At 72.2% G+C, this 12,922-nt stretch carries 13 protein-coding genes; 9 read left to right on the forward strand and 4 right to left on the reverse strand.

The window, feature by feature from the left end:
• Window positions 1-42: 42 nt before the first annotated feature.
• From VMF51_RS19385 to ettA, 5 genes are all read left to right on the forward strand, one after another.
• Window positions 43-1,164 (forward strand): PrsW family intramembrane metalloprotease, encoded by a 1,122-nt coding sequence (locus VMF51_RS19385; protein ID WP_325476106.1) that lies wholly within the window; start codon window positions 43-45, stop codon window positions 1,162-1,164.
• A complete protein-coding gene (locus VMF51_RS19390; protein ID WP_325476107.1) occupies window positions 1,161-2,876 on the forward strand; it encodes a dynamin family protein in 1,716 nt (571 codons plus the stop codon). Before VMF51_RS19385 ends, VMF51_RS19390 begins: the two co-directional genes overlap by 4 nt.
• A 74-nt stretch (window positions 2,877-2,950) precedes the next feature.
• Window positions 2,951-4,588, forward strand: a complete 1,638-nt coding sequence (locus VMF51_RS19395; protein ID WP_325476108.1) for a YfjP family GTPase — start codon at window positions 2,951-2,953, stop codon at window positions 4,586-4,588.
• 159 nt (window positions 4,589-4,747) lie between these two features.
• Complete coding sequence (locus VMF51_RS19400) at window positions 4,748-5,203, forward strand: single-stranded DNA-binding protein (RefSeq protein WP_325476109.1); 456 nt, start codon at window positions 4,748-4,750, stop codon at window positions 5,201-5,203.
• Between the two features lie 66 nt (window positions 5,204-5,269).
• Entirely contained in the window at window positions 5,270-6,952 is a 1,683-nt protein-coding gene (gene ettA, locus VMF51_RS19405) for an energy-dependent translational throttle protein EttA (RefSeq protein WP_325476110.1), read from the forward strand.
• Window positions 6,953-7,187: 235 nt separating this feature from the next.
• Here the strand turns inward: ettA and VMF51_RS19410 are convergent, their stop codons facing one another.
• Window positions 7,188-7,682: a MarR family winged helix-turn-helix transcriptional regulator gene (locus tag VMF51_RS19410; RefSeq protein WP_325476111.1), complete on the reverse strand. Its 495-nt coding sequence runs from the start codon at window positions 7,680-7,682 to the stop codon at window positions 7,188-7,190.
• 48 nt (window positions 7,683-7,730) lie between these two features.
• Here VMF51_RS19410 and VMF51_RS19415 point away from each other — a divergent pair, with 48 nt between their 5' ends.
• Window positions 7,731-8,822: a DNA glycosylase AlkZ-like family protein gene (locus tag VMF51_RS19415; protein ID WP_325476112.1), complete on the forward strand. Its 1,092-nt coding sequence runs from the start codon at window positions 7,731-7,733 to the stop codon at window positions 8,820-8,822.
• 10 nt (window positions 8,823-8,832) lie between these two features.
• Here the strand turns inward: VMF51_RS19415 and VMF51_RS19420 are convergent, their stop codons facing one another.
• Window positions 8,833-10,059: an acetyl-CoA C-acetyltransferase gene (locus VMF51_RS19420; protein ID WP_325476113.1), complete on the reverse strand. Its 1,227-nt coding sequence runs from the start codon at window positions 10,057-10,059 to the stop codon at window positions 8,833-8,835.
• Window positions 10,060-10,157: 98 nt separating this feature from the next.
• Complete coding sequence (locus VMF51_RS19425) at window positions 10,158-10,751, reverse strand: TetR/AcrR family transcriptional regulator (protein WP_325476114.1); 594 nt, start codon at window positions 10,749-10,751, stop codon at window positions 10,158-10,160.
• 119 nt (window positions 10,752-10,870) lie between these two features.
• On the opposite strand from VMF51_RS19425, the gene VMF51_RS19430 reads away from it, so the two are divergent.
• Together VMF51_RS19430 and VMF51_RS19435 are read left to right on the forward strand one after the other, a co-directional pair.
• Window positions 10,871-11,062, forward strand: a complete 192-nt coding sequence (locus tag VMF51_RS19430; protein WP_325476115.1) for a hypothetical protein — start codon at window positions 10,871-10,873, stop codon at window positions 11,060-11,062.
• A gap of 34 nt (window positions 11,063-11,096) precedes the next feature.
• The gene (locus VMF51_RS19435) at window positions 11,097-11,975 is read left to right on the forward strand and encodes an acyl-CoA thioesterase (RefSeq protein ID WP_325476116.1); all 879 of its coding nucleotides are present in this window, start codon (window positions 11,097-11,099) and stop codon (window positions 11,973-11,975) included.
• A 7-nt stretch (window positions 11,976-11,982) separates the two neighbouring features.
• Here the strand turns inward: VMF51_RS19435 and VMF51_RS19440 are convergent, their stop codons facing one another.
• Window positions 11,983-12,357 (reverse strand): globin, encoded by a 375-nt coding sequence (locus VMF51_RS19440; RefSeq protein WP_325476117.1) that lies wholly within the window; start codon window positions 12,355-12,357, stop codon window positions 11,983-11,985.
• Between the two features lie 96 nt (window positions 12,358-12,453).
• Here VMF51_RS19440 and VMF51_RS19445 point away from each other — a divergent pair, with 96 nt between their 5' ends.
• Window positions 12,454-12,882, forward strand: coding sequence for an OsmC family peroxiredoxin (locus VMF51_RS19445; protein ID WP_325476118.1), 429 nt, complete (start codon window positions 12,454-12,456; stop codon window positions 12,880-12,882).
• Window positions 12,883-12,922: the final 40 nt, after the last annotated feature.

Consider the following 12,922-nt stretch of genomic DNA (forward strand, 5'->3'; position numbering starts at 1 on the left):
GGCAGCACGCGCTCCGACCTGCTCGAACGTTAGGCTGCGCCCGTGCCAGGAGCCCGTCGAGACAGCATCGCCTTCACGGTTCTCGTGACCGTGTTGGTGATCGGCGGCGCCGGCGTGATGCTGCTGGTGATCGCCCTGTCCGGCGCACCCGGGACGCTGCTGCTGGCGACCGCGCTGGCCGCGCTGCCCGTCATCCCCCTGGTCTGCTGCTACCTGTGGCTCGACCGCTACGAGCCCGAGCCCCGTCACCTCCTGCTGGCGGGACTGCTGTGGGGCGGCTTCGTCGCCACCGCCGCCGCGATCCTGATCCAGGGTGTCGGCGGCCTCGTCGCCGGCTTCAGCGAGGACGCCAGCCTCGCCGTGGTGGCGCCGGTGACCGAGGAGCTCAGCAAGGGCGCGTTCCTCGTGCTGCTCCTGTGGTGGCGCCGGGCCGAGCTCGACGGGGTGCTCGACGGCATCGTGTACGCCGGCATGGTCGGCATCGGCTTCGCGTTCACCGAGAACATCCTCTACCTGGCGGCGGCGTACAACGGGACGGACGGCACCGGCCCGGGCGGCACCGAGGCGCTGACCGCGACGTTCGTCGTCCGGTGCCTGTTCAGCCCGTTCGCGCACCCGCTGTTCACGACGTTCATCGGGATCGGCGTCGGCGTCGCGGTCGCCTCGCGCAGCAAGGCCGTCCGTTTCCTCGCGCCGCTGCTCGGATACCTCGTCGCCGTGGTCACGCACGGGATCTGGAACGGGGCCACGATCTTCGGCTTCGGCAGCTTCGCGCTCGTCTACCTCGTGCTGATGCTCCCCGCCCTGGTGGGCCTGGCCTGGTTGGCCGTCTGGGCGCGGCGCTCCGAGCGCCGGATGCTCGCCGCCGCGCTCGACGACGCCGCACGCCGGGGCCTCATCCCCGGCACCGACATCGGCTGGGTCGTCGACCTCCGGGCCCGCAAGCTCGCTCGCGCCCACGCCCGTCAGGTCGCCGGCCCGAGCGCGGAGCGCGCCATGCGGGACTACCAGCAGGCGGCCATCGAGCTCGGCTTCCTGCACCATCGCTTCCTGCGCGGGACGCCGCCACCTGACTTCGCGGTCCGCGGACAGGACTACATCGCGAGGATCGGGGCCACGCGCCCCTTCATCGCCTTCCCCGGACAGGTGGTACCCACCCGATGACCGCTTCTGAGGAGACCACGGGCACCGGCGCGCAGATGCTGACCGCGCTGGTTCGGCTGCGCGGCGCGCTGCAGGCCGCCGAGCTGCCGCTCGAGGTGCCCGGCGTCGACGAGCAGCGGGCGTCGCGCTCGCAGTTGGTCGACCAGCTGGAGGACTACGTCATCCCGCGGGTGATGACGGTCGAGGCGCCGCTGCTCGTCGTCGTCGGCGGCTCCACCGGCGCCGGCAAGTCGACCCTGGTGAACTCGCTGGTGGGACGCCGGGTCACCGAGCCCGGCCTGCTCCGACCGACCACGCGCTCGCCCGTGCTGGTCCACCACCCCGCCGACGCCGAGTGGTTCGGCCAGGACCGCCTGCTGCCCGACCTGCGTCGCGTCGCGAACCCGACCAACGACCACGACGCCCTGCAGCTGGTGGCGGCCGACACCATCCCGCCCGGCCTCGCCATCCTGGACGCGCCCGACGTCGACTCCGTCGAGGAGCCCAACCGGATCCTGGCCGGCCAGCTCCTCGCCGCCGCCGACATGTGGCTCTTCGTGACCTCGGCCGCGCGCTACGCCGACCAGGTGCCGTGGGAGCACCTCAACGCCGCGGCGCAGCGCTCCGCGGCGGTCGCGATCGTCCTGGACCGCACTGCTGCGGACGCCGTCCAGACGGTCTCGACCCACCTGGCCCGGATGCTGGCGAGCCGGGGCCTGAAGGACTCGCCGCTGTTCATCGTCCACGAGGGACCGATCGACGAGGACGGCCTGCTCCCCGCCGACTACGTCGCCGACATCCGCGGCTGGCTCGCGTCCCTCGCGGTCGACACCGGCGCCCGGGACGGCGTCGTCCGGCAGACCCTGGAAGGGACCATCCGCTCCATCACCCGCACCACCCACCCCGTCGCCGACGCGGCCGCCGACCAGGTGGTCGAGCTCGCCGCGCTGCGCGCCGACGTGGCGGCGGCGTACGACGACGCGGCGACCGCGCTGGCGACCAGGTCGGGCGACGGGACCCTGCTCCAGGGCGAGGTGCTCGCGCGCTGGGAGGACTTCGTCGGCACCGGCGAGCTGCTGCGCAGCCTCGAGGACAAGGTCGGCTGGCTGCGCGAGCGGGTCGTGAACGCCGTCAAGGGCAAGCCGCAGCAGGCCGAGCGGGTGACGGTCGCCATCGAGTCCGGGCTGGAGAACCTCATCCTCTCCGAGGCCGAGGCCACCGCCGCCGCGATCGCCGAGCGCTGGCGCGCCCGGCCCGCGGGCGCCGGCGTGCTGGCCGGTGCGCCCGAGCTCGACCGGGCCTCGCGCGAGCTGCGCCGTACCGCCGAGCGCGCCGTGCGCGAGTGGCAGCAGGACGTCACCGAGCTGGTCCGGATCGAGGGCTCCGGCCAGCGCACCGCGCGCTTCCTGGCGTACGGCGTGCAGGGCCTGGCCGTGGCGCTGATGGTCTCGGCGCTGGACCAGGCGTCCACGCAGCCGTCCTCCGAGGCCGGACGGCGGCTCCTCGAGGCGGTCTTCGGTGCCGAGTCGGCGGCCGGGCTGGTGGCGCGGGCGCGCGACACCCTGGAGTACCGGCTCGGCGACCTGGTCGAGGTCGAGCGGCGGCGCTGGACGGCCGCGCTCGACGCCGTTCCGGTCAGCGCGGACGCCGACGCCCAGCTGCGCCAGGCTGCCCGTCGGGTCGACGACGTCCGCTTCGCGAGGGCCGCACGCAGCGGAGGGGGCACCGAGTGAGGTGCTCCGCCCGCGAGGAGTCCGGGCCGAGCCTCTAAGGTGAGGCCACCACTGTCGTACCTGGGTTGGAGAAGATGACGTCCTTGCTGGAGGGTGCGAAGGAGCTCTTCATCCGGGGCACCGACATCGGCGCCCGGATCGAGGGCCTGGAGTCCGCGGCCCGTGCCGCGGCCGGCCGGCTCGACGAGAAGCTGGTGACCGAGGCGGGCGGCGTCGCCGATCGCTCCGCCGGCCGGCTGAAGCTGTCCGCCGAGCACACCGTCGTCGCCATCGCCGGCGCGACCGGATCCGGCAAGTCGTCGACGTTCAACGCGCTGACGGGCCTGGAGCTGTCCGCGGTCGGCGTACGCCGTCCCACCACGTCGTGGGCCACGGCCTGCGTGTGGGGGAGCGACGGCGCCCGCGAGCTCCTCGAGTGGCTCGGCATCCCCGACCGGCACCAGACGACGCGCGAGTCGATGCTCGACACCCGCCGCGAGGACAACTCCCTCGACGGCGTCGTCCTGCTCGACCTGCCCGACCACGACTCGACCGAGGTCTCGCACCACCTCGAGGTCGACCGGCTCGTGGCCCTGGCGGACCTGCTGGTGTGGGTCCTGGACCCCCAGAAGTACGCCGACGCCGCGATCCACGACCGCTACCTCGAGCCGCTGAAGACCCACGACGAGGTCATGGTCGTGGTGCTCAACCACATCGACTCCGTGCCCGAGGAGCGCCGTCAGGCGATGCTCGACGACGTACGCCGGCTGCTCGACAACGACGGCCTCGCCAAGGTCCCGGTGATCGCGATCAGCGCCCGTCAGGGGATCGGCCTCGACGAGCTCCGCGCCGAGATCGGCCGCCGGGTCGCCGAGAAGAAGATGACCCGCACCCGCATCGAGGCCGACATCAAGGCGGCCGCCGGCCGTCTCGACGAGGCGAGCGGAAACGGGCCCGTCCGGCCGCTGTCGGCCGAGCGTGCGGCGTCGTTCCAGCAGGCGCTGGGCGAGGCCGCCGGCGTGCCGACGATCGTCGAGGCCGTCGAGCGCTCGACCCGGATCCGGGCCGTCCGGGCGACCGGCTGGCCCGTGGTCTCGTGGATCTCCGGTCTGCGCGGTGACCCGCTGAAGAAGCTCGAGCTCGACCTCGGGGAGTCGGCCGGGCGCCTCTCCGGCAGCGCCACCGCCGCTCCGACGTCGGTCTCCGTGCAGCGCGCGCGGGTCGACACCGAGGTCCGCGCGCTCGCCGACGACGCCTCCGCGGGCCTCGGCGCGCCGTGGGCCGCCGCGGTCCAGCGGGCAGCCGTCTCGCGCATCCCCGAGTTGGGTGACCGGCTCGACGCCACGCTCGCGGCGACCGACCTGAGCCGCAACCGGCTGCCCGGGTGGGTCGGCCTCGTCCGGGTCCTGCAGTGGCTGCTCCTGCTCGGGGCGATCGGCTGCGGGGTGTGGGCGGTGCTCGACGCCACCGGTGTCACGGGTGCCGCACCGGAGGTCGGCGGCTTCGGCGTACCTCTCGTCGCCGCGGTGGCCTGCCTGGTGGTCGGCATCGTGCTGGCCCTGGTCTGCCGCGGAGCGGTCGCCGGCGCGGCGCGCGAGCGTGCCGAGGCGGTGCGCACGCGCCTGGAGGGCTCGATCTCCGAGGTCGCCACCGAGCTGGTCGTCCGACCGGTCGAGCAGGAGCTCGCGGCGTACGCCGAGCTGCGCGCGGGAGTCGACCGGGCGCTGCAGTAGCCGGTCGTCGGGTCTCGCTCGGGCCGTCTTCCGTCCACAGGAGTCGCTCCTGCGGTGTCGTCCCCAGGGTCCTCCCGATCGCCGTCGGCTGTCGGTGCGGCACCGAAGGGTCGGTGCCACCCACGGCCGCGACGGGCGGCTGCGACCAAGGAGAGCCCCATGACCGACACCTTCGTGACCCTGCACGGCTGGCTCGGCGGCGACGTGCAGGTCCGCCAGGCCGGAGACGCCCAGGTGGCGAGCTTCCGGCTCGCGTGCACCCCGCGCCGCTACAGCCGCCGCACCGAGACCTGGAGCAACGGCCCCACCCAGTGGTACTCCGTGAACGCCTGGCGCGTCCTCGGCGAGAACTGCCGCGACTCGCTGCGGCGCGGTGACCCGGTCGTCGTGCACGGCCGCCTCGAGGCCCAGGTGTGGGTCAACAACGCCGGCGTCGAGGTGACCTCGTTCGTCGTCGAGGCCACCAGCGTCGGCCACGACCTCAACCGCGGCGTCAGCCGCTTCGCCAAGACCGTCCGTGCGGAAGCCTCCGGGGGTGGGACGGCGGCGCCGTCCGGCGCCCAGGAGCACGAGGCGGACGAGCCTCGCGAGGAGAGCACGGCGTCCGCGGCCTGAGCGGCCGGCGACGGCCGGGGCACCCGCTCCGGCCGTCGCCTCGAGGAGCAACTAGGCTCGGGGACCATGGCGGAATATGTCTTCACCCTGCGCAACGTGCGCAAGGCCCACGGCGACAAGGTCGTCCTCGACAACGTGACCCTGTCGTTCCTGCACGGAGCGAAGATCGGCGTCGTGGGACCCAACGGCACGGGCAAGTCCTCGCTGCTGCGGATCATGGCGGGCCTCGACAAGGCCAACAACGGCGACGCGATCCTCGACCCCGGCGCGACGGTGGGCATGCTCCAGCAGGAGCCGCCGCTGACCGAGGGCAAGACGGTCCTGGAGAACGTCGAGGAGGCGGTGGCCGAGACCAAGGCCAAGATGGGCCGCCTCGACGAGCTCTACATGATGATGGGCGACCCCGACGCCGACCAGGACAAGGTCGCCGCCGAGGCGGGCGACCTGCAGACCGAGCTCGACGCGGCCAACGTGTGGGACCTCGACAGCCGTCTCGACCAGGCGATGGACGCGCTGCGCTGCCCGCCGCCGGACGCGATCGTCGACAACCTCTCCGGTGGTGAGCGCCGCCGGGTCGCGCTGTGCAAGCTGCTGCTCCAGCAGCCCGACCTGCTGCTCCTCGACGAGCCCACCAACCACCTCGACGCCGAGTCGGTGCAGTGGCTCGAGGGTCACCTGAAGACCTATCCGGGCGCCGTCCTGGCCATCACCCACGACCGGTACTTCCTCGACAACGTGGCCGAGTGGATCCTCGAGCTCGACCGGGGCAAGACGCACCCCTACGAGGGCAACTACTCGACGTACCTCGAGACCAAGAAGGAACGGCTCAAGATCGAGGGGCAGAAGGACGCCAAGCGCGCCAAGATGCTCGAGAAGGAGTTGGAGTGGGTCCGCTCCAACGCCAAGGCCCGCCAGACCAAGAGCAAGTCGCGACTCGCGCGGTACGAGGAGATGGCGGCCGAGGCCGACCGGATGCGCAAGATCGACACCTCCGAGATCAACATCCCGGCCGGTCCCCGGCTCGGTGACGTCGTCCTCGAGGCCGACCACCTCACCAAGGGCTTCGAGGGCCGCACCCTGATCGACGACCTGTCGTTCTCGCTGCCCCGCGCCGGCATCGTCGGTGTCATCGGCCCGAACGGCGTCGGCAAGACCACGCTTTTCCGGATGATCACCGGCACCGAGCAGCCCGACGGCGGCACGCTCAACGTCGGCCAGACGGTGAAGCTCTCGTACGTCGATCAGAGCCGCGGCGGCATCGACCCGGAGAAGAACGTCTGGGAGGTCGTGTCCGACGGCCTGGACTTCATCAAGGTCGCGAACTTCGAGATGAACTCGCGCGCCTACGTCGCCTCGTTCGGCTTCAAGGGTCCCGACCAGCAGAAGAAGGCCGGGGTCCTCTCCGGTGGTGAGCGCAACCGTCTCAACCTGGCCCTGACGCTGAAGATGGGCGGCAACCTGCTGCTCCTCGATGAGCCCACCAACGACCTCGACGTGGAGACCCTGTCCTCCCTCGAGGACGCGCTCCTGGACTTCCCGGGCTGCGCCGTCGTCACGTCGCACGACCGGTGGTTCCTCGACCGCATCGCCACCCACATCCTCGCCTGGGAGGGCAACGAGGAGAACCCGGCGCAGTGGTTCTGGTTCGAGGGCAACTTCGCGGCGTACGAGGAGAACAAGATCGAGCGCCTCGGCATCGAGGCGGCCCGCCCGCACCGGGTCACCCACCGCCGCCTCACCCGCGACTGACCCACCGCACCAGCCCCCGCCGAGTCGGCAGTAGTTGCGCGTCGAGTCGGCAGAAGTTGCGCGTCGAGTCGGCAGAAGTTGCGCGCCGAGTCGGCAGTAACTACTGCCGACTCGGCGATGTGGGCTGTTCTGCTCGGGACGCTGAACGGGTCTCGACCCGCGCGTCACGGCTTCGCAGGCTCAGCCGTGGCGCTCGCTCGACCCGCTTCGGTGCGAGCCGCTGGCGCGTCTCGCCTCAGCGCATCTCCATCTCGGGATGACCGGCGACGAGGTTGTCGGAGACGGCGTCCATGACCCGGCCCAGGGCGGCGAAGTCCTCGCCGGGGACCAGGTCGACGAGGTGGGCGCGTACGCCGGCCACGTGGATGTGCGCGGCCCGCTCGAGCAGGTCGCGGCCCTGGTCGGTGAGCCCGCAGACGATGCCGCGTCCGTCCTCGGGCGAGTTGGTACGGCGGACGAGCCCGGCGTGCTCCATCCGGCTGACCGTGTGGGTGACCCTGCTCCGGCTGTGCGCGAGCGCGTCGGCGAGCTGCGCCATCCGCATCCGGCCGTCGCGCTCGGAGAGCCGGACCAGGATCTCGTACTCGACCAGCGACAGGTCGAAGGAGCGGCGCAGGTCGTCGTCGAGGCGGTCCAGGAGCAGCGTCGTACCCATCAGGTACGCGCGCCAGGAGCGTTGCTGTTGGTCGTCGAGCCACCGGGTTCCCGAGCTCGTCGGTGTATCTGCCACCCGTGGAGTCTATGTCCGAGTGTCCCCGGCGGCTGGTAGACCGTTCTCGTGACGGAGCAGCGGATCGACCGGAGGCACGTGCTGCGGTTCCGCGCGCGAGCCCAGGACCTCACCCGCTCGGGCGAGGCGGGCGACACCCGGGTGCTCGACCTGGGCGTGCAGGACACGGGTCCGGACGGCTCGCGCTGGGCGCTGGAGCTGCGGGGTGTGCGCCCCGACCCGGACGACCTCGTCCTGGCCTGGACCCTGCGCGGTGCGCCGCATGCCTACCGGCGCTCGGAGGCGGCGGAGGTCGCGGCCGCCACGGCTCCGCTGAGCGAGGCGGACGCCGCGAAGCGGGTCTTCGACGCCTCGCGGCCGCTGAAGGCCGCCGGCATCCCCGTGCTCGACGCACTGGCCCACGTGGCCGACGAGATGAGCGAGATCGTGGGCGATGGCGCCGTGGTCAAGGGCGAGATGTCGAGCGCGTTGTCCGCGCGCCTCGACGCGCCGTACCTCCGTGAGTGCAGGCCGTGCCAGGCGATCCACACCTACGAGCAGCCGTTCCGGCTCGCGGCGCTGCAGGCCGGTCTCGAGCTCGAGCCCGGCACGTCACCGCCGGTGCTGCGCCGGATCCCGGGGTGGCGAGGCCCCGCCGCGCAGGTACCGACCCACCTCGACCCGATCCGCGCCGTACTGCGGCTCCTCGGCCCGTCGGACCCGAAGCTGGTGGCGGGCTACCTCGACGCGCCGGTCCGCGAGGTGAAGGCGCACTGGCCCAGCGACGTCGTGCCCGTCGAGGTCGACGGCGCGCGGCTGGACGTGCTGGCCGAGGACCTCGACGCGCTCGCCGACCCGGGGGAGGCCTCGGGAGTGCGGCTGCTGGGTCCGTTCGACCTGTTCCTGCAGGGGCGCGATCGGGCGCTGGTCGTGCCCGACGAGAGGTCCCGCAAGGACCTGTGGCGCACGCTCGGCCGCCCCGGCGGGCTGCTGGCGGGCTCCGAGGTGGTGGGGAGCTGGCGGCCGCGCTCGGCAGGCAGGAAGCTTCGTCTCGCCGTCGACGTCTGGGACGGCGGCGACCGCCCGGCCGGACTGGACGAGCAGGCAGAACGCCTGGCCACCTTCCGGGGCCAGGCGTTCGCGGGGTACGTCAGCGACTGATCAGATCAGCTCACGCCCGCTCCAGGATCATCGCCATGCCCTGACCGCCGCCGACGCACATGGTGATCAGCCCCGTGGTCTTGTCGTGCCAGTCGAGGCTGTTCAGCATCGTGTTCTGCAGGCGCGCCCCCGTCATGCCGAAGGGGTGCCCGACGGCGATCGCGCCGCCGTTGACGTTCAGGCGGTCGAGGTCGATGCCGAGGTCCTGGTACGACGGCACGACCTGGGCGGCGAAGGCCTCGTTGATCTCGACCAGGTCGATGTCACCGATGCTCATGCCGGCGTGCTTCAGCGCGTTCTTGGTGGCCTCGACCGGGCCGAGCCCCATGATCTCGGGGGAGAGGCCCGAGACGCCCGTGGAGACGATCCGGGCGAGCGGGGTCAGCCCGAGCTCGGCGGCCTTCGTATCGGACATGATCACGACGGCGGCGGCGCCGTCGTTGAGCGGGCAGCAGTTGCCGGCGGTCACGACGCCGTCGGGGCGGAAGACCGGCTTGAGCTGGCTGGCGGCCTCGAGGGTGACGCCGGCCCGGGGACCGTCGTCGGCGCTGACGACCGTGCCGTCGGGCGTGGTGACCGGGGTGATCTCGCGCTCCCAGAACCCGGCCGCGATGGCCTTCTCGGCGAGGTTCTGCGAGCGGACCCCGAACTCGTCGAGCTCCTGGCGGGACAGGCCACGCAGCTTGGCGACGTTCTCGGCGGTCTGGCCCATGGCGATGTAGGCGTCGGGGAGGAGGCCGTCCTCGCGGGGGTCGTGCCAGTCGGGGGTGGTGGTGCCGTCGCCGGTCGCCGTCGCCTTCGTGCGCTCCTCGGCGTCGGCGAAGAGCGGGTTCTTGGTGTCGGGCCAGTGGTCCGAGGTCCCCTTGGCGAACCGGGAGACCATCTCGACGCCCGCCGAGATGAAGATGTCGCCCTCGCCGGCCTTGATCGCGTGGAAGGCCATCCGGGAGGTCTGCACCGACGAGGAGCAGTAGCGGGTGATCGTCGCGCCCGGGACCTGGTCGAGACCCATCAGCACGTTGACGATGCGCGCCATGTTGTTGCCGGACTCGCCACCCGGCAGGCCGCAGCCGAGGTAGTGGTCGTCGATCGTCGTCGGGTCCAGCCCGGGGATCTTGTCGAGCGCGGCCTGGATGATCGTCGCGGAGAGGTCGTCGGGCCGCAGGTCCTTCAACGACCCCTTGTTCGCGCGGCCGATGGGCGAGCGGGCGGCGGAAACGATGACTGCCTCGGGCATGGATCACTCCTGGTGGACGACTGCGCACGACGGCGCACGACTGCGGACGAGTGGGTCGCTGGTCACCATAACGGCACCCGGAGCGCGCCGACCGCTGCTCACTCGAGTGCCAGGGACCCCAGGGTCTGCTCGAGCGCCCGGCCCAGGAACCCGGCGCGATCGGCTGCGGGACGGAGCAGCGCGGCCAGCAGGATCCCGTCGAGGGACGCGACCAGCCAGGCGGCCCGTTCCGGCCCGTGGTCCTTCCCGCGCGCCCGGAGGATCCCGTCGACGACGTCGACGAGGCCGTCGCGCGCCGCCGCGAGGACCGCCGCGAGCTCGGCGTCGCGGGTGGCCTCGATCGTCAGCTCCTGCCGGGCGAGCAGCATCTCCGGGTGCTCCAGCCACCCCAGGAACATTCGGGCCACGCCGTCGACCTGCCGGGTCGTGTCGCCGTCGTGGGGCAGGCCGGCGAGCTCCGCAGCGAGACGGTCGACGTCGGCGGCCAGGTTCGCGGCGACGTACTCGGTCAGCGCGGTGAGCAGCGCCCGGCGGGTGCGCAGGTACGCCGAGCAGGTGCCCTGGGGGAGCCCCGCCTGCCGGTCCACCGCGCGGTGCGTGAGGCCCCGGAGTCCCTGCTCCGCGAGGACCTGCAGTGCGGCGTCGAGCAGCGCGCGGCGGCGCGGACTGAGCTCGGCGGGGCGGTCGGGCATCTCGCGGCTCCGGTGGTCGGACGTGTGGGCGGGGACACTACCGCGCCTCTTGCGCGGCCGGACCCTCCGGCGTAGTTTCTACAGATGTAGAGATTCTACAGATGTAGAAAGGACTCGTCATGTACGACATCGCCACCCCCGCTGTCCTCACCTTCCTCGTCGGCTTCGCCGTCCTCGCCATCGCCGGTCTCGTCGCCCTGGCCGCCGGCGGCACCGCGCTGGTCGCCGAGCTCCGCGGCGAGCGCCGGGTCCGCGTCGCCCGCCACGAGAGCATCGCGACCCACTACCTCGGTCTCGCCCGCAGCCACTGAGCGGCGCCGGCGCCCGCTCTGGCAGCATCGGAGGGTGCGCCATACGTACGAGTGCCCTCTGCGGTGGGCCGACATGGACCTGCTCGGGCACGTCAACAACGTCGTGTACGTCGACTACCTCCAAGAGGCCCGCGTCGACATGCTGCGCACCCACCGGCCGGCGCGTCCGGCCGGTGAGCTGGTCGACGGCCTGGTCGTCGTCCGGCACGAGGTGCAGTACCTGCGCCCGCTGACCTTCAGGTTCCGGCCCGTCCTCATCGAGTGCTGGGTCACCGAGATCCGGGCCGCGTCGTTCACGATGGCCTACGAGATCTACGACGCCGACCCCGAGCAACCCTCCGGGCGGACGGTGTACCTGCGGGCCAGCACCGTGCTCACGCCGTACGTCTTCTCCGAGGAGCGGCCGCGGCGACTGAGCCGCGACGAGCGGGCCGTGCTGACCGACTTCCTCGAGCCCGTCGAGCCGAGGCCCCGGCCCGAGCCGACACCGCTGCGCACCAGCGACACCGGGCACTACGCCGTCGCGGTGCGCTTCTCCGACGTCGACGTCTACGGCCACGTCAACAACGTGAAGTACTTCGAGTTCCTCCAGGAGGCGCGCATCGCGCTGATGTCCCGGCTGTGGGGCGAGGATTGGGGCGCCGCCGGCCGGGCACAGGTCGTGGTCGCGCAGGTCGACGTCGACTACCGGGTGCCGATCCTCTTCCGCCCCGAGCCGTACGACGCCTGGACGTGGATCACCCACGTGGGCCGGACCTCCGCGGTGGTCGAGTCGGAGATCCGCGACGGATCGGTCGTGCTCGCGCGGGCCCGCGTCGTCCTGGTCTTCTTCGACCCGGCGACCCAGCGGGCGACGGTCCCGGTGCCGGCGGTGCGGGACCCGCTCGTCGCCTTCGCCGAGCTCGGGTCCTGAGCCCCGCCTACTCCAGCGTGTTGACCATGAACTGGGCGGCGTGTGTCGCGTAGTCCCAGAACTGCGCGTCCTGCTCGGGCGTCAGGTCGGCGGCGTCCAGGCCGGCCCGGAAGTGCTTCAGCCAGTGGTCCTTGGCCTCGGGGGTGACCGCGAACGGCGCGTGCCGCATCCGCAGGCGCGGGTGGCCGCGCTGTTCGGAGTACGTCGACGGGCCGCCCCAGTACTGCACCAGGAAGTCGCGGAAGCGCTCCTCGGCCGGCCCGAGGTCCTCCTCGGGGTACATCGGGCGCAGCGCCTCGTCGCCCGCGACGCCCTTGTAGAACGTCGCGACGATCAGACTGATCGTGTCGTAGCCGCCGATCTCGTCGTAGAAGGTGCTCACACGTCCATTCTCGCAACGGCCCCAACCGGGGGCGACGGCGGCGTGCAAGACTCGCGGCGTACGCACGTCAGCACATCCACGAGGAGTGATCTGCAGATGCCCACCACCCGTCAGGCGACCACGAACTGGGAAGGCACCCTCTTCGAGGGCTCCGGCAAGGTCACGCTCGAGTCGTCCGGGATCGGCACGTACGACGTGTCCTGGCCCTCGCGCGCCGAGGCCGCGAACGGCAAGACCAGCCCCGAGGAGCTCATCGCCGCCGCGCACTCGTCCTGCTTCTCCATGGCCTTCTCCAACGGCCTGGCCAAGAACGACACCCCGGCCACCTCGCTGAAGACCACTGCCGAGGTCGAGCTGACCCCCGGCACCGGCATCACCGGGATCAAGCTCACGGTGGTCGGCACGGTCGACGGCATCTCCGAGGAGAAGTTCGTCGAGCTGGCCCAGGCCGCCAAGGAGGGCTGCCCGGTGAGCCAGGCGCTCGCCGGCACCACCATCACCCTGGACGCTTCGCTCGCCTCCTGAGGAACCCGCACGCACAACGCCGAGCCGGCGTGAGTGTGGC

Source organism: Nocardioides sp., assembly GCF_035503875.1.
In the GTDB taxonomy this organism is placed as follows: domain Bacteria; phylum Actinomycetota; class Actinomycetes; order Propionibacteriales; family Nocardioidaceae; genus Nocardioides.

What these genes read in the sequence shown, in the direction of transcription:
- VMF51_RS19390 (WP_325476107.1), top strand. Translation starts at nt 1,161, where the DNA reads ATGACCGCTTCTGAGGAGACCACGGGCACCGGCGCGCAGATGCTGACC.
- VMF51_RS19395 (WP_325476108.1), top strand. Translation starts at nt 2,951, where the DNA reads ATGACGTCCTTGCTGGAGGGTGCGAAGGAGCTCTTCATCCGGGGCACC.
- VMF51_RS19400 (WP_325476109.1), top strand. Translation starts at nt 4,748, where the DNA reads ATGACCGACACCTTCGTGACCCTGCACGGCTGGCTCGGCGGCGACGTG.
- ettA (WP_325476110.1), top strand. Translation starts at nt 5,270, where the DNA reads ATGGCGGAATATGTCTTCACCCTGCGCAACGTGCGCAAGGCCCACGGC.
- VMF51_RS19420 (WP_325476113.1), bottom strand. Translation starts at nt 10,059, where the DNA reads ATGCCCGAGGCAGTCATCGTTTCCGCCGCCCGCTCGCCCATCGGCCGC.
- VMF51_RS19425 (WP_325476114.1), bottom strand. Translation starts at nt 10,751, where the DNA reads ATGCCCGACCGCCCCGCCGAGCTCAGTCCGCGCCGCCGCGCGCTGCTC.
- VMF51_RS19430 (WP_325476115.1), top strand. Translation starts at nt 10,871, where the DNA reads ATGTACGACATCGCCACCCCCGCTGTCCTCACCTTCCTCGTCGGCTTC.
- VMF51_RS19445 (WP_325476118.1), top strand. Translation starts at nt 12,454, where the DNA reads ATGCCCACCACCCGTCAGGCGACCACGAACTGGGAAGGCACCCTCTTC.